Annotated in this window: 15 protein-coding genes and 1 tRNA gene; 10 read left to right on the top strand and 6 right to left on the bottom strand. The window is 64.9% G+C overall.

Going from position 1 to position 14,754, the window contains the following annotated elements; translation table 11 throughout:
* The first annotated feature begins 30 nt into the window (after positions 1–30).
* From ACT9T4_RS11050 to ACT9T4_RS11025, 6 genes are all read left to right on the top strand, one after another.
* Positions 31–999 carry a YbgA family protein gene (locus ACT9T4_RS11050; protein ID WP_499116964.1) on the top strand — a complete coding sequence of 323 codons (969 nt, stop codon included), beginning with the start codon at positions 31–33 and terminating at the stop codon, positions 997–999.
* A complete protein-coding gene (locus ACT9T4_RS11045; RefSeq protein ID WP_499116962.1) occupies positions 996–1,940 on the top strand; it encodes a MerR family transcriptional regulator in 945 nt (314 codons plus the stop codon). The genes ACT9T4_RS11050 and ACT9T4_RS11045 overlap by 4 nt, the downstream gene beginning before the upstream one ends.
* A gap of 11 nt (positions 1,941–1,951) precedes the next feature.
* On the top strand, positions 1,952–3,400 hold the full coding sequence (gene phrB, locus ACT9T4_RS11040) for a deoxyribodipyrimidine photo-lyase (protein WP_499117066.1): 1,449 nt from the start codon (positions 1,952–1,954) through the stop codon (positions 3,398–3,400).
* A complete protein-coding gene (locus ACT9T4_RS11035; protein WP_179539007.1) occupies positions 3,397–4,164 on the top strand; it encodes an SDR family NAD(P)-dependent oxidoreductase in 768 nt (255 codons plus the stop codon). Before phrB ends, ACT9T4_RS11035 begins: the two co-directional genes overlap by 4 nt.
* A 112-nt stretch (positions 4,165–4,276) precedes the next feature.
* Positions 4,277–4,780, top strand: a complete 504-nt coding sequence (locus tag ACT9T4_RS11030; RefSeq protein WP_179539008.1) for a DUF2878 domain-containing protein — start codon at positions 4,277–4,279, stop codon at positions 4,778–4,780.
* 39 nt (positions 4,781–4,819) lie between these two features.
* Entirely contained in the window at positions 4,820–5,137 is a 318-nt protein-coding gene (locus tag ACT9T4_RS11025) for a YkgJ family cysteine cluster protein (RefSeq protein WP_042556226.1), read from the top strand.
* Positions 5,138–5,223: 86 nt separating this feature from the next.
* Here the strand turns inward: ACT9T4_RS11025 and ACT9T4_RS11020 are convergent, their stop codons facing one another.
* From ACT9T4_RS11020 to hemA, 6 genes are all read right to left on the bottom strand, one after another.
* Complete coding sequence (locus tag ACT9T4_RS11020) at positions 5,224–5,742, bottom strand: acyloxyacyl hydrolase (protein ID WP_042556225.1); 519 nt, start codon at positions 5,740–5,742, stop codon at positions 5,224–5,226.
* Positions 5,743–5,971: 229 nt separating this feature from the next.
* Positions 5,972–6,760, bottom strand: coding sequence for a glutamate racemase (gene murI, locus ACT9T4_RS11015; protein ID WP_042556224.1), 789 nt, complete (start codon positions 6,758–6,760; stop codon positions 5,972–5,974).
* Positions 6,753–7,520 (bottom strand): molybdopterin-synthase adenylyltransferase MoeB, encoded by a 768-nt coding sequence (locus ACT9T4_RS11010; RefSeq protein WP_042556223.1) that lies wholly within the window; start codon positions 7,518–7,520, stop codon positions 6,753–6,755. Before ACT9T4_RS11010 ends, murI begins: the two co-directional genes overlap by 8 nt.
* Positions 7,513–8,346 (bottom strand): peptide chain release factor N(5)-glutamine methyltransferase, encoded by an 834-nt coding sequence (gene prmC, locus ACT9T4_RS11005; protein WP_042556222.1) that lies wholly within the window; start codon positions 8,344–8,346, stop codon positions 7,513–7,515. The genes ACT9T4_RS11010 and prmC overlap by 8 nt, the downstream gene beginning before the upstream one ends.
* Before the next feature lie 137 nt (positions 8,347–8,483).
* Positions 8,484–9,566 carry a peptide chain release factor 1 gene (gene prfA, locus ACT9T4_RS11000; protein WP_042556221.1) on the bottom strand — a complete coding sequence of 361 codons (1,083 nt, stop codon included), beginning with the start codon at positions 9,564–9,566 and terminating at the stop codon, positions 8,484–8,486.
* Complete coding sequence (gene hemA, locus ACT9T4_RS10995; protein ID WP_042556220.1) at positions 9,563–10,843, bottom strand: glutamyl-tRNA reductase; 1,281 nt, start codon at positions 10,841–10,843, stop codon at positions 9,563–9,565. Before hemA ends, prfA begins: the two co-directional genes overlap by 4 nt.
* Before the next feature lie 377 nt (positions 10,844–11,220).
* Between hemA and ACT9T4_RS10990 the strand changes: the two genes are divergently transcribed.
* From ACT9T4_RS10990 to ACT9T4_RS10975, 4 genes are all read left to right on the top strand, one after another.
* Complete coding sequence (locus tag ACT9T4_RS10990; RefSeq protein WP_042556219.1) at positions 11,221–12,951, top strand: tetratricopeptide repeat protein; 1,731 nt, start codon at positions 11,221–11,223, stop codon at positions 12,949–12,951.
* Entirely contained in the window at positions 12,951–13,571 is a 621-nt protein-coding gene (lolB, locus tag ACT9T4_RS10985; RefSeq protein WP_499116957.1) for a lipoprotein insertase outer membrane protein LolB, read from the top strand. Before ACT9T4_RS10990 ends, lolB begins: the two co-directional genes overlap by 1 nt.
* Positions 13,572–13,779: 208 nt before the next feature.
* A complete protein-coding gene (ispE, locus tag ACT9T4_RS10980) occupies positions 13,780–14,655 on the top strand; it encodes a 4-(cytidine 5'-diphospho)-2-C-methyl-D-erythritol kinase (protein ID WP_499116955.1) in 876 nt (291 codons plus the stop codon).
* Positions 14,656–14,680: 25 nt separating this feature from the next.
* Positions 14,681–14,752 (top strand) — tRNA-Gln (locus tag ACT9T4_RS10975).
* Positions 14,753–14,754 lie beyond the last annotated feature (2 nt).

Genomic DNA, 14,754 nt, shown 5'->3' with positions numbered 1-14,754 from the left:
CTTGTACAAGCACATTCTCGAAGGTGCGCCATGCCCGTCAGCCCGCTCCACCGCGAAAAACCCAAGCTTGGTGTCAGTGCCTGCCTGCTCGGCGCCGAAGTACGCTACAACGGCGGCCACAAGGCCTCCAGGCTGTGCCTGGATCAGTTGCGCGACTATTTCGAGTTCGTCCCCTTCTGCCCCGAAGTCGCCATCGGCCTGGGTACGCCGCGCGAGCCGATCCGCCTGGTCGGCGACCCGGCATCACCCCGCGCCGTGGGCACCGTGCACCCCGACAAGGATCACACCGAGGCGCTGACCGCCTATGGCGAGCAGGTGGCTGCCGATCTGCCGCCAATCTGCGGCTACATCGTCATGCAGCAGTCGCCGTCCTGTGGCCTGGAGCGGGTCAAGGTCTATCAGGACAACGGTCACCCCAGCGAGCCGAAAGGTCGTGGCCTGTACACCGCCGTGCTGTGCGAGCGCCACCCGAACCTGCCCATCGAGGAGGATGGCCGGCTCAACGACCCGGTGCTGCGCGAGAACTTCCTGACCCGGGCATTCACCTACGCGCAGTGGCAGGCGCTTTGCCAGTCCGGCCTGAGCCGCGGCAAGCTGATCGAGTTCCATGCCCGCCACAAGTACCTGCTGATGGCCACCGATCCACTGCGCTACAAACGCCTCGGCCGCCTGCTCGGCGACATGTCCGGGCAGGATCTGCCCAGCCTGGCCGAGCACTACATCGGCGAGCTGATGATCGCACTGAAACGCTGCGCGACACGCGGTACGCACGCCAACGTGCTGCAACACCTGAGCGGCTACCTGAAGGGCTCCCTGAGCGCCGGAGAAAAACAGGAAATGCAGCAGCTGATCGGTCAGTACCGGCAAGGCATCGTGCCGCTGGTGGTGCCGCTGACACTGCTCAAGCACCACTTCCGGCAACACCCCGACAGCTACATCGCCCAGCAGGTGTACCTGCAGCCGCACCCGGAAAACCTCAGCCTGCGGAACGCCCTATGAACCAGCAGACCTCTGCCGAGCCAGGTGCCGAGACGTATCGCGACGCCATCGCCGACGGCTACCTGCCGATCCGCGACGTCGCCAGCCTGACCGGCGTGAATCCGGTCACCCTGCGCGCCTGGGAGCGCCGTTACGGGTTGATCGTCCCGCACCGCACCGCCAAGGGTCACCGCCTGTACTCCCCGGAGCAGGTGCAGACCATCCGGGCCGTACTCGGCTGGCTCAATCGCGGCGTATCGGTCGGCCAGGTCAAGGGCCTGTTGCGAGCGGATCAGCCGCTGCCCGCCGACCAGGCGTCGCAATGGCAGGAAAAACGTGAACAGCTGTGCCACGCCATCCACCTGCTCGACGAGCGTCAGCTGGACGAACGCTTCAACGCCGAACTGTCGCTCTATCCGCCACAGATTCTCTGCCAGCACCTGCTCCTGCCGCTGCTGATAACCCTCGAAGAACGCTGGCCGCAGCGCCCCGGCGCGAAGACCGAACGGCTGTTCCTGCACAGCTGGTTGCGCAGCAAGCTCGGCGCACGGGTCTACCACGACAACCGTCAGCACAGTGGCAAGCCGCTGCTGCTGATCAATCTCTGCCAGGTGCCGATGTCGCCGCAGCTGTGGCTGTGCGCCTGGCTGATCGGCACCGCCGGCTGCCCGGTCGACGCCTTCGACGGGCCGATTCCGCCCAGCGAGCTGCCCTTGGCCATCGCCCGCCTGCAACCCCGCGCCCTGCTGCTGTTCTGCGAGGCGGACGCCAACCCCGACGCCGAGTCATCACTGCATCACTGGCTCGGCGACCACGGCATTCCCTGCCTGCTGGTCGGGGTGCAAGACCCGGCACGTGGTGAGCGACTGATCGCCAGTGCGCCACCGGGCGCAGACATTACCTTCATGGCCGATCCGCTGGCAGCGCTGCAGACGCTCGCCGATCGCCATCTGCTCGAATAGGACAACTCATGTTGCAACTGATGTGGTTTCGAACCGACCTGCGCGTCACCGACAACAGCGCGCTGGCCGCAGCCATGCAGGCCGGGCCTACGGTCGCGGTGTTCCTGCTCAGCCCGGCTCAGTGGCGCCAGCACGACGATGCACCGAGCAAGGTGGATTTCTGGCTGCGCAACCTGGCCGAACTGAGGTTGGAACTGCAGCGCCTCAACGTGCCGCTGCTGATTCGCGAGGCGGATCGATGGAGCGCCGCGCCAGAGGTACTCGGTAAACTGGCGCAGGAACTGGAAGCCTCTGCCGTGCACGCCAACGAGGAATACGGCGTCAACGAGGCCCGCCGTGACCGGGATGTCGCCGCCGCGCTGGATGAGCTGGGCGTCCACTTCCACAGCCACCTCGACCGCCTGCTGTTCAAGCCCGGCAGCGTACTGACTCGCACGGGCACCTACTTCAAGGTCTACAGCCAGTTCCGTGGCGTCTGTTACCAGCGCCTGCACAGTGCGCTGCCGCCCCTGGTGGCATTGCCGAAAGCCCAGACGAAGCTGAACATCGACGCCGACCAGGTGCCGGACAGCGTTGCCGGCTTCGAAACGCCAAGCCAGGCGCTGCGCGATACCTGGCCGGCCGGCGAGCAGGTCGCTCGTGAACGCCTGCAGCGCTTCGCCGATGAATGGATCGAGGACTATCACGACAACCGCGACTTTCCCGCACGCCCCGGTACCAGCCAACTGTCCGCCTACCTGGCGGCGGGCGTGGTCTCGCCGCGTCAGTGCCTGCACACGGCGTTGAACAACAACCAGGGCGAGTTCGAAAGCGGCAATCAGGGTGCCGTCACCTGGGTCAACGAGCTGATCTGGCGGGAGTTCTACCACCACATTCTGGTCGGCTACCCACGGGTCTCCATGCACCGAGCCTTCCGCCCGGAGACCGAAGCCCTGCCCTGGCGTGACGCCGGCAAGGATCTGCAGGCCTGGCAGGAAGGCCGCACCGGCATCCCGATCATCGACGCGGCGATCCGCCAGTTGCTGGAAACCGGCTGGATGCACAACCGCCTGCGTATGGTGGTGGCGATGTTCCTGACCAAGAACCTGCTGATCGATTGGCGCGAGGGCGAGCGCTTCTTCATGCGCCACCTGATCGACGGCGACCTCGCCGCCAACAACGGCGGCTGGCAGTGGAGTGCCTCGACCGGCACCGACTCGGTGCCCTACTTCCGCATCTTCAATCCGGTGAGCCAGTCCCAGCGTTTCGACCCGGATGGCCGTTTCATCCGCCATTGGCTGCCGGAACTGGCCAAACTCAGCGACAAGGCGATTCACGACCCGCACGCCGGTAGCAAGGGGCAGAAAGGCCTGTTCGGCAGCGGCCCGGACTACCCATTGCCGATCGTCGACCTGCGCGCCAGTCGCCAGCGCGCTCTGGACGCGTTCAAGAACCTGCCCTCGGCCAGCGAGCTCGCATGAGCGCCTTCAGCAAGCGGATCTGGCTCACCGGTGCCAGCAGTGGCATCGGTCATGCCCTGGCGGAACGCTTGCTGCGTGATGGTCATCGCCTGGCCCTGAGTGCACGCCGTGAAGAACCGCTGCGGGCCCTGGCGGCACGTTTTCCTGACCAGGTACTGGTGTTGCCCGGCGACCTCAATGAAACCGCCGAGGTCAACGCCATTGCCGCCCACCTCACCGAACAGTGGGGCGCACTGGACTGCGCGATTCTCAACGCTGGCACCTGCGAGTACATCGATGCCAGCAACTTCGAAGCAGACACGGTGGAGCGGGTAATGCGCACCAACCTGTTCTCGGCCAGCCACTGCATCGTCGCGGCACTACCGTTGCTGCGCCAGGCCGAGTCGGCGCACCTGGTCGGCGTGGCCAGCGCGGTCACCTACGTGCCGCTGCCTGGCGCCGGTGCCTTCGGTGCATCCAAGGCGGCGTTGCGTTATCTGCTCGAGTCCCTGCGCGTGGACCTCGCCCAGGAAGGCATCGCCGTCACCGTGGTCAGCCCCGGCTTCGTCGATACGCCGCTGACCGAGAACAACGATTTTCCCATGCCCATGCGCTGGTCCGTGGGCAAAGCCGCCAATCACATCGCCGACAGACTCGACGCTCGCCCGCTGGAAATCGCCTTCCCCGGCCCGTTCATCGCTGCACTGGGCCTGCTCGGCCGGCTGCCCGCCCGGTTGCAACTGGCACTCGGCAAATGGCTGGCCCGCAAGGACCGCGACACGTAATGAAACCACCGGGGCGGTTGCAGCGCAGCCCGCCACGAAGGCACCATCGCCGTTCTTGCACAGCCGTCGCTGCCATCAGCGGCTGATTTATCGCGACTATCGGAAATTCTCGGTGCCCAGAAACCTGCTCAACGCGCTGCTCTTCGCCATCGGCTGGTTCGCCTGCATAGCTGGCGGCGGCCTCTGGTTGTGGTTGGTGGCAGTGATCATGCTGGTGCACCTGCTGCATATCGGCAGCTGGCAACGCGAAGGCAAGCTGCTGGTGAGCGTGTTCCTGTTCGGCAGTGCGGTGGACAGCTTTCTGCTGCAGTTCGGCCTGTTCGACTTCGGCGAACCGCGCCAGTTGATTCCCCTCTGGCTGGCCCTGACCTGGCTGCTGCTCGGCAGCACCCTGTGCCATTGCCTGGCCTGGACCGCTCGCCCCTGGTGGCGCGCCAGCCTGCTGGGCGCCTGCCTCGCGCCGCTGCACTATTACGCGGCAGCCAGCCTCGATGGCGTGAACTTCCCTTATGGCAGCGCTGCCACCCTGATTCTGCTGGCACTGATGTGGGCGGCCATGCTGCCGGTGCTGCATGGCTTCGCCCGACTGCATGCAGCGAACAACCACTCGGCTTGAACCCACGCCTTGCGACGGCACCTGGCGTAAACTACGCCGATGAGCGCCAACCACTACATCCCCCACACGCAGATTCCCGAAAGCACCGAGGTCAGCTGCAGCACCTGCGCGGCCTGCTGCTGTCAGCTGGAAGTCATGCTGATCACCGATACCGGCGTGCCGGAGCGTTTCATCGACAACGATGACTGGGGCGGCGAGGTGATGCGCCGTCTGGATGACGGCTGGTGCGCGGCCCTGGATCGCGACACCATGCGCTGCACCATCTACGAGGTGCGCCCATTGATCTGCCGCGAATTCGAACTGGGCGCCCCCGAGTGCCTGGAAGAGCGTCGCGGCATTTCCAGCATCTACCGCTGACAGCACGTCAGCCAACTGGCCGTGAACGTGCGGCGAGCATAAAAAACCGGGCGCGAGGCCCGGTTCCGGTATTGCGAGAAAGCCGCTTAGAAATTCAGACGGTAATGCACGGCATAAGACTCGACGCCATCGTTGGGCTTCTTGATGCCGGCGTTGGAATAGTGGATCGCACGAATACCGACTTCATGACCACCGGCGAAACGCAGGCCCGCGCCGATGCGATCTTCGAACTGGAACGAAGAACCCAGGTCATTGGACTCGAGTTTGGTGCTGGAGAACGCTGCCACACCGATACCGGCTTCCAGGTAGGGTTTGACGTTCTGCCCGGCGAACTCGTAAACGAACACCGGTGCGAAGGAAACACTGTGGTTGGTCGACGTGTCGTCACCTTCCCAGTAGGTGTAGCCGGCGTCCCAGTAGCCGCCCAGATGGCCGACACTGCTTTCGAACCAGCGGCTGTTGAAATCGAATTGAGCACCGAGACGGTAAACCATGGTGGAATCACCAGACTGACCCACGGAAAAGGTCAAACCTGCGGCCTGAACTGCTGTTACCGAGCCAAGAGACAACGCAACTGCAGCGGCCAAGCCAACCAGCTTCTTCATTGGAAACATCCTTTTTATAGGGATCACGGATTGTTTTAAGTGCGGCACGGGGAAAACTATAGTTACAGACTTTAGCTAAGTTCCATTTGTTCTAAAAATATTTAATGGCCATTGGCCCACGGGCGTTTCCAGCGCCTGCCTGCCAGCCCCCGGGCTAGAGCCCTGCACGGCAGCGTTTGGGGAGAGGTGAAAACGATGGCGGGTCGGCAGACGGCGGCTGACCGGCTGTTCAGAAAAAGCCGTTTACCCGTTCGGCATGGCCCCACAAACGCGGCATGACGTTCTGCATGAGCGCGGGATCGCCACTGCACCAGAAACGGTCTGGCGCTGCCGGGCCGGCAGCCAGCAACCCTCTCTCCCCCAGCAACCGTTGCAGTTGCCGGGCGACGGCGGCGCCGGTGTCGATCAGGCTGATCGACGGGTCCAGCCATTGGCTCAGCAAGGGCTTGAGAAAAGGGTAATGGGTGCAGCCGAGAATCAGCGTGTCGCAGCCCTCGGCAAGCAGTGGGTCGACATAGCCGCGCAGCAACGCATGCAGCCGCGGATCGTCCAGCTCTCCCGCTTCGATCAGCTCCACCAGGCCTGGACAGGGCTGAGTGACCACCCGCACATCGCTGGCGAACTGGTCGAGCAGCGCGGCGAAGCGTGCGCTTTTCAGCGTGCCGGTCGTCGCCAGCACGCCGACCACGCCGGAACGGGTCGCAGCGGCAGCCGGTTTCACCGCAGGCTCCATGGCGACGATGGGCAAGTGCGGGTAAAGCGAGCGCAGTTCGGCGACGCCGGCCACGGTCGCGGTGTTGCAGGCCAGCACCAGCGCCTTGGCCTCGCGGGCCAGCAGGAACTCGGCGATGGCGCGGCAACGCTCGCGGATGTACTCGGCGCTCTTTTCGCCATAGGGCACATGACCACTGTCGGCCACATACAGCAGCGACTCCTGCGGCAGCAGGCTGCGGATCTCGCGCAGTACGGTGAGGCCGCCAACACCGGAATCGAACACCCCAATCGGCGCTTCACTCATGGGCATTGCCCGCACAGACCGCACACCCCGGATCGCGCTTGACCCGCAGCTCGCGAAAGCGCGAGCCGAAAGCATCGATCAGCAGCAACCGCCCCACCAGTGGCTCACCGAAACCGGCCAGCAACTTCAGCGCTTCGAGAGCCTGCAGGCTGCCGACCAGGCCGACCAGCGGGCCCGCCACACCGGCTTCGCTGCAGGTCAGCTCGGCTTCGCTGCCATGGCCGTACAGGCAGTGATAACAGGGGCTGTCGGCACGTCGCGGGTCGAACACCGACAACTGCCCTTCCAGGCGGATCGCGGCGCCACTGACCAGCGGCCTGCGGGCCGCGACACAGGCCGCGTTGACCGCCTCGCGGGTGGTGAAGTTGTCCGAGCAGTCGAGTACCAGATCGACCGCCGTCACCGCTGCGGCCAGGGAGTCCGCATCCAGCGCCTGGCGGTGGGCACGCAGCTGGATCCCCGGATTGATCGCCGCCAGCCGCGCCAGCGCCGAATCCACCTTGCTCTGCCCGATGCTCGCGGTGTCGTGGGCGATCTGCCGCTGCAGGTTGCTCAGGTCGACGCTGTCGAAATCCGCCAGGTGCAGCTCACCGACCCCGGCCGCCGCCAGATACAGCGCTACCGGCGAACCGAGCCCACCGAGGCCGACGATCAGCACACGGCTGCCCTTGAGCCGCAGCTGGCCGTCGATATCGACCTGCGACAGCAGGATCTGCCGGCTGTAGCGCAGCAGCTCTTCATCACTCAAGTGTTCATTCATGCGGCCACCGCCCCAGGCTGATGCGTTCATGACTGGCCAGATCGCGGCGGCTGTGAACCTCGGCAAAACCGCGCTGGCTCAGCAACGCACGCACCGCCTCGGCCTGATCGAAGCCATGTTCGAGCAGCAACCAGCCGGGAGCCATCAGATGCGCCGGCGCCTGCTCGATGATCGAACGGATATCGTCCAGCCCATCGACGCCCGATACCAGCGCGCTGCTCGGCTCGAAGCGCACATCGCCCTCGCCCAGATGACGGTCGTCACTGGCGATATAGGGGGGGTTGCTGACGATCGCGGCATAGCGCTCGCCGCCCAGCCCTTCGAACCAGTGGCTGGATAAAAAGGCGGCGTTGTCCAGGCCGAGGCGCGCCCGATTGCCTTGCGCCAGGGCCACGGCCTGCTCGACCCGATCGACGCCGGTCACCTGCCAGGCCGGGCGCTCGCTGGCCAGGGCCAGGGCGATGGCGCCGCTGCCGGTGCCCAGGTCGAGCACCCGCGCCGGGCCGCCCGGCAGCAACGCCAGCGTGGTTTCCACCAGCAGTTCGGTATCGGGGCGTGGAATCAGGGTATGCGGCGCGACGTCCAGATCCAGGCTCCAGAAGCCCTGTCGGCCAAGAATGTAAGCCACCGGCTCGCCCTCACGTCGGCGCGCCAGGCTGGCCGCGAATCGCCCAGCCGCGTCGGCCTCGACCTCACGATCCGCCCAGGTGCGCAGATAGCTGCGCGGCTTGCCAAGGGCATGGGCCAGCAACAGCTCGGCATCCACACGGGCGCTGGGCGAGTCCGGCAGTTCGGCGGCGTTCAATAGAGACTCAATGGAAGCCATGACGCACCGCCTTTCGTGGGAACTCGCTTGCCAGCGAAGTCGTTCGCGCGATGAGCGCCGGCAAGCCGGCTCCTACAGGAGATTTATCGATCACGTATGCACCGTCCACGACATCTTTCCTCAAGCCCACTCGGGGCTCAATCGCTCAGCGCGGCCAACTGGTCGGCCTGGTATTCGGCGAGCAGCGGTTCGATCACCGCGTCGACGCCACCGGCGATCACTTCGTTGAGCGAATACAGGGTCAGGTTGATGCGGTGATCGGTGACCCGGCCCTGGGGGAAATTGTAGGTACGGATACGCTCGGAGCGGTCACCGGAACCGACCAGCAGCTTGCGCGTGTCGGAAATTTCCTTGTGCGCGGCGGCGTCCTGCTGGTCCTTGAGCTTGGCCGCCAGCCAGGCCATGGCCTTCGCGCGGTTCTTGTGCTGCGAGCGCTCTTCCTGACACTCGACCACGGTACCGGTGGGAATGTGGGTGATGCGGATCGCCGAATCGGTGGTGTTGACATGCTGACCACCGGCGCCCGAGGAGCGATAGGTGTCGACGCGCAGGTCGGCCGGGTTGATCTCGATGGCCATCTGCTCGTCCGGCTCGGGCAACACCGCCACGGTACAGGCCGACGTATGAATGCGCCCCTGGGACTCGGTTTCCGGGACGCGCTGCACACGGTGCGCGCCGGATTCGAACTTGAGCTTGGCGAACACGTTGTCGCCCTCGACCCGGGCGATCACTTCCTTGAAGCCGCCGTGCTCACCTTCGTTGGCCGACAGCACCTCGACGCGCCAGCCCTGCTTCTCGGCATAACGCGAGTACATGCGGAACAGATCGCCGGAGAAGATCGCCGCCTCGTCACCGCCGGTGCCGGCACGCACTTCGAGGAACACGTTGCGACCGTCGTTGGGATCCTTGGGCAGCAGCATGCGCTGCAGGCTGTCTTCCAGCTCGAGCAGGCGAGCCTTGGCGGTGTCGACTTCTTCCTCGGCCATTTCGCGCATGTCCGGGTCGCTGTCCTTGAGCAGCGCCTGGGCGCCCTCCAGATCGGCCTGTACCTTGCGGAACTCGCGGAACGCCATGATCACCGGTTCGATCTCGGCGTATTCCTTGGAATAGGCGCGGAACTGGTTCTGGTTGCCGATCACTTCGGCATCACCGAGCAGGGCCGTGACCTCTTCGAAACGATCCTGCAAAACGTCGAGTTTATTGATCAGCGAAGCTTTCATTGCATGCCTTTGTTGGACGACGCGCCTTCTTCGAGGGCGAAGAGTTCCTGGGCCACGCCAAGCGCATCGGCGCGCCCGTCGGCGGAGAATTTTTTCAATTGCACGCTGGGCGCGTGCAGCAACTTGTTGGTCAGGCCGCGGGCCAGTTGCGCCAGCACGTCTTCGGCGGCGGCACCGTTGGCGAGCATGCGCTGGGCACGGGCCAGTTCATCGTCGCGCAGGCGCTCGGCCTGCTGCCGGTAAGCGCGTAACACATCCACCGCGGCCAGCTCGCGCAGGCGCACCATGAAATCATCGGCACCGACGGCGACCAGCTCTTCGGCGGCCTGGGCTGCGCCCTGGCGGCTCTTGAGATTTTCCTCGATGACTTCGTGCAGGTCGTCGACGGTGTACAGATAGACATCGTCCAGCTCACCGACCTGAGGCTCGATGTCGCGCGGCACGGCGATGTCGACCATGAAGATCGGCTTGTGCTTGCGCTGCTTGAGGGCACTTTCCACCGCGCCCTTGCCAAGAATCGGCAACTGGCTGGCGGTGGAACTGATGACGATATCGCTGTGCGCCAGTTCCTGGGGAATATCGGAAAGCAGCACGGCATGGGCGCCGAACTGTTCGGCCAGGCTGCTGGCGCGCTCGAGCGTACGATTGGCCACGACGATTCGCTTGATCCCCTGATCGTGAAGGTGACGGGCGACCAGGCTGATGGTCTCCCCCGCGCCGATCAGCAGCGCCTGGCTGCGATGCAGGTCGGCGAAGATCTGCTTGGCCAGGCTCACGGCGGCGAACGCCACCGATACCGGGTTCTCGCCGATGGCCGTGTCGGTACGCACCTGCTTGGCGGTACTGAAGGTGGCCTGGAACAAACGCCCCAGCAACGGCCCGAGGGTGCCGGCTTCACGAGCCACGGCGAAGGCCGACTTCATCTGACCGAGAATCTGCGGTTCGCCCAGCACCATGGAGTCGAGGCCGGACGCCACACGCATCATGTGACGAACTGCCGCATCGTCTTCGTGAACGTAGGAACAGGCTCGCAGCTCGTCGAGGCTCAAATGGTGGTAATCGGCCAGCCAGCCAAGCACCGCATCGACGCCCGGGCCGTCCTGTTCCAGATACAGTTCGCTGCGATTGCAGGTCGACAGAATCGCCGCCTCACGGCTCGGCGTGTGCCGGCAAAGCAGCTGCAGCGCCTCTACCAGCTGCTCCGGGGTAAAAGCCACGCGCTCGCGGACGTCCACCGAAGCGGTCTTGTGGTTGATACCGAGGGCGATAAAGGCCATGCACGTCGCTGACAGGGGGGTGGAAGCCGCCAATTGTCCTACTTCGGTCGAGGTAGGACAACCATTGCCCACCGCATCGCGACGATAGCCAACATCGATCGCCGGCAATGAGAATTACTCAACCCGCCACACCGGCAGGGCATGCCCGCCGAAGCCCGACGGGCCTGATTAACCTCTATATGCAGTCGACCAACGGCATGGCTCACCTCACCAGTGGGCGAGTTCGCTGCCCCGCAAGGGAGCGTCTTTGATCCGATGCAACACTGCCCGGGTTCGGCAGTCCAACCTCACATCGCCAGGACACACGGCCTGCCCATGGGCTTGCCCAACGGCTTGTGTCATGATGGCCAAAACCGCAGGTTAGTCGCATTTCCTCTATGAATAGACCCATCGCGTTGCTGACCGCCCTTGCCTTTTTGGGTGGTTGCCAGACTTTTGCGCCGTCCGCTCCGGATGGCACCGCGCCCGTGGAAGAACCGGGCAATCAAGCGCAGGCCGAGGCGCCCGAGGCGTACGGCTCGTTCAGCCAGGAAACCCTGCTGGCACTGCTCACTGCCGAACTGGCGGGGCAGCGCAATCGCTTCGACATCGCCCTGAGCAACTACGTCCAGCAGGCCAACTCGACTCAGGATGCCGGCGTCGCCGAGCGCGGCTTCCGCATCGCCGAATACCTGGGTGCCGACGAAGAAGCGCTGGAAACCTCGCTGGTCTGGGCCAAGAACGCCCCCAGCAACGTGGACGCGCAGCGTGCCGCTGCCGTGCAGCTGGCGCGTGCCGGTCGCTACGACGAATCCATGACCTACATGGAGCGCGTGCTGCAGCGCCAGGGCAACACCCATTTCGACTTCCTCGCCCTGTCGGCGGCGGAAACCGATCCGGACACCCGCGCCGGCCTGCTGCAGAGCTTCGACCGCCTGCTCGGCAAGTACCCGAACGACGGCCAGTTGCTGTTCGGCAAGGCCCTGCTGCTGCAGCAGGATGGCCGCCCCGAAGAAGCCCTGAAACTGCTCGAGAACACCGACGCCAAGCAGGACCAGGCCGTGCCACTGCTGCTGCGTGCGCGCCTGCTGCAGAGCCTGGGCCGTGGCGAGGAAGCGCTGCCGCTGCTCAAGAAAGGCATGGAGCAGAACCCCAGCGACAAGCGCCTGCGCCTGACCTACGCCCGCCAGCTGGTCGAACTCGGCCGCATGGACGACGCGCGTGGCGAATTCTCTTCGCTGCTGCAACAGTTTCCCGAAGACGACGACCTGCGCTTCTCCCTGGCACTGGTGTGCCTTGAAGCCGAAGCCTGGCGCGAAGCCATCGTCTACCTGGAAGAGCTGGTGGCCCGCGATGCCCACGTCGACCCGGCGCAGTACAACCTCGGTCGCGCCCACGAAGCCCTGGGTGATGTGGACGAAGCCCTGCTCGCCTACTCCATGGTCGGCGGCGGCAACGATTACCTGCCGGCCCAGGCGCGCATGACCGATCTGCTGGTCGCCAACGGCCGTGGCGCCGAAGCCTCCAGGCACCTGGCCGAAGCGCGCGACAGCGAGCCGGACTATGCCCTGCAGCTGTACCTGATCGAAGCCGAATCGCTGTCCAAGCAGAACCAGCCGGACAAGGCCTGGGCGCTGATCCAGCAGGCACTGGCGCAATACCCGGGTGACCTCAACCTGCTTTACACCCGCGCCATGCTGGCCGAGCCGCGCAACGACCTGAAGCAGCTGGAACAGGATCTGCGCACCATCCTCGACCGTGAGCCGGACAACGCCATGGCGCTCAACGCCCTGGGCTACACCCTGGTCGACCGCACGGATCGCCATCAGGAAGGCCTGGAGCTGATCCAGCAGGCGCACGACCTCAACCCCGAAGATCCGGCGATCCTCGACAGCCTCGGCTGGGCCAACTTCCGCCTGGGCAACCTGGCCGAAGCGGAGAAACTGCTGCGCCAGGCGTTCGAACGCTTCCCGGACCACGAAGTCGCCGCCCACCTGGGCGAAGCGCTGTGGGCTCAGAACAAGCAGCGCGAGGCCAGGAAGATCTGGCGTGACGCACTGAAGGAACAGCCCGACAGTGAAATCCTGCGCAGCACCGTGCTGCGCCTGACCGGATCAGAGAGGCCTTGATGCAGTTCCGCCCCCTACTCGCACTCGCTCTGGTAACCCTGCTCGCTGGCTGTTCCGGCCTGTCCACCCGTGAAGCGGTGGAACAGGGCCTGGGCAACCCGGCACGCTGGCAGGCGCACAAGCAACAGATCAGCACCCTCGACGGCTGGCAGATCAACGGCAAGGTCGGCATCCGCGCCCCGCGTGACTCCGGCAGCGGCACGCTGTTCTGGCTGCAACGCCAGGATTACGCCGACATTCGCCTGTCCGGCCCGCTCGGCCGTGGCGCCGCACGCCTCACCGGGCGCCCGGGTGACGTAACGCTGGAAGTCGCCAACCAGGGCCGCTACCAGGCCGAATCGCCTGAAGAACTCCTGCAACAGCAGTTGGGCCTCAACTTGCCGGTTTCCCATCTGCTCTGGTGGATCCGCGGCCTGCCCGCCCCGGACAGCAAGAGCCGCCTGACCCTCGACAAAGACAGCCGCCTGGCGCAGCTGAGCCAGGATGGCTGGGAAGTGAGCTACACCCGCTATGCCGAGCAAAATGGCTACTGGCTGCCCGAACGCCTGCGCCTCGAAGGCCACGACATTCAGGTGACCCTGGTGATCAAGGACTGGCAACCACGCCAACTCGGCCAGTAACCCTTCCTGTCCATCAGCGTGCGATGCATTGCCGTGTCGCGCGCTGAGCCTGATCGCCGGCAAGCCGGCTCCTAGGGTTCAGTGCGGTATCACGCATTCGCGCAGCGCTACGCGGGACCTTGCCCGTGGTATCGCCGCGCTCGACCCGGGCCACGGGCTACGTTAGCCTGCTGCGCTCTCTCATCCCCTCTCGCCAGCCATCGCTCCCATGACGACCCACGCCATCCCTGCTCACGCCGAGCTGATTCTGCCGGCTCCGGCCAAGCTCAACCTGATGCTGCACATTCTCGGCCGCCGTGAAGACGGTTATCACGAGCTGCAGACCCTGTTCCAGTTCCTCGACCACGGGGACCAGCTCGGCTTCAGCCTGCGCGACGATGGCGTCATTCGCCTGCACACCGAGATCGCGGGCGTGCCCCACGACAGCAACCTGATCGTGCGGGCTGCGCGGCAGTTGCAGCAACAGAGCGGCACGCACCTGGGTGCGGACATCTGGCTGGACAAGCGGCTGCCCATGGGCGGCGGCATCGGTGGCGGCAGCTCGGACGCCGCCACGACCCTGCTCGGCCTCGCTCACCTCTGGAAGCTCGATTGCAGCGAGGATCGCCTGGCAGCACTGGGCCTGAGCCTGGGTGCCGACGTGCCGGTATTCGTGCGCGGCCGTGCGGCATTCGCCGAAGGTGTCGGCGAGAAACTCACGCCCGTGGAGCTGCCCGAGCCCTGGTTTCTCGTCGCCGTGCCGCAAGTGCTTGTCAGTACAGCAGAAGTTTTCTCCGACCCTGAGTTGACACGCGATACGCCGCCCATTAAAGTTCGCAGCCTTCTTGAGGGGGGTGGTCGTAATGACTGCCAGCCGGTCGTAGAGAAGCGTTACTCAGCTGTTCGTAACGCACTGATCTTGCTGAACAAATTTGTTCCAACAAGATTGACCGGCACTGGAGCTTGTGTGTTTGGGAGCTTCCCAAACAAGGACGATGCTGATAAAGTCGCCCGCCAACTTCCAGCCACACTGCCAAGTTTTGTCGCGCAGGGTGCCAACGTTTCGATGTTGCACCGCACGCTGCAAGAACTGGCCAGGAAGTGAATGCGTAGCATCGGTTATACGTTACAGGGGCGTCGCCAAGCGGTAAGGCACCAGGTTTTGATCCTGGCATGCGTTGGTTCGAATCCAGCCGCCCCTGCC

The sequence above is a fragment of the Pseudomonas sp. SZ40 genome, assembly GCF_052958135.1.
Note: the sequence above shows the minus strand (reverse complement) of the source record. Positions and strands in the feature narration are given on the sequence as shown.

What these genes read in the sequence shown, in the direction of transcription:
- ACT9T4_RS11050 (WP_499116964.1), top strand. Translation starts at nt 31, where the DNA reads ATGCCCGTCAGCCCGCTCCACCGCGAAAAACCCAAGCTTGGTGTCAGT.
- ACT9T4_RS11045 (WP_499116962.1), top strand. Translation starts at nt 996, where the DNA reads ATGAACCAGCAGACCTCTGCCGAGCCAGGTGCCGAGACGTATCGCGAC.
- ACT9T4_RS11035 (WP_179539007.1), top strand. Translation starts at nt 3,397, where the DNA reads ATGAGCGCCTTCAGCAAGCGGATCTGGCTCACCGGTGCCAGCAGTGGC.
- ACT9T4_RS11025 (WP_042556226.1), top strand. Translation starts at nt 4,820, where the DNA reads ATGAGCGCCAACCACTACATCCCCCACACGCAGATTCCCGAAAGCACC.
- ACT9T4_RS11020 (WP_042556225.1), bottom strand. Translation starts at nt 5,742, where the DNA reads ATGAAGAAGCTGGTTGGCTTGGCCGCTGCAGTTGCGTTGTCTCTTGGC.
- murI (WP_042556224.1), bottom strand. Translation starts at nt 6,760, where the DNA reads ATGAGTGAAGCGCCGATTGGGGTGTTCGATTCCGGTGTTGGCGGCCTC.
- ACT9T4_RS11010 (WP_042556223.1), bottom strand. Translation starts at nt 7,520, where the DNA reads ATGAATGAACACTTGAGTGATGAAGAGCTGCTGCGCTACAGCCGGCAG.
- prmC (WP_042556222.1), bottom strand. Translation starts at nt 8,346, where the DNA reads ATGGCTTCCATTGAGTCTCTATTGAACGCCGCCGAACTGCCGGACTCG.
- prfA (WP_042556221.1), bottom strand. Translation starts at nt 9,566, where the DNA reads ATGAAAGCTTCGCTGATCAATAAACTCGACGTTTTGCAGGATCGTTTC.
- hemA (WP_042556220.1), bottom strand. Translation starts at nt 10,843, where the DNA reads ATGGCCTTTATCGCCCTCGGTATCAACCACAAGACCGCTTCGGTGGAC.
- ACT9T4_RS10990 (WP_042556219.1), top strand. Translation starts at nt 11,221, where the DNA reads ATGAATAGACCCATCGCGTTGCTGACCGCCCTTGCCTTTTTGGGTGGT.
- lolB (WP_499116957.1), top strand. Translation starts at nt 12,951, where the DNA reads ATGCAGTTCCGCCCCCTACTCGCACTCGCTCTGGTAACCCTGCTCGCT.
- ispE (WP_499116955.1), top strand. Translation starts at nt 13,780, where the DNA reads ATGACGACCCACGCCATCCCTGCTCACGCCGAGCTGATTCTGCCGGCT.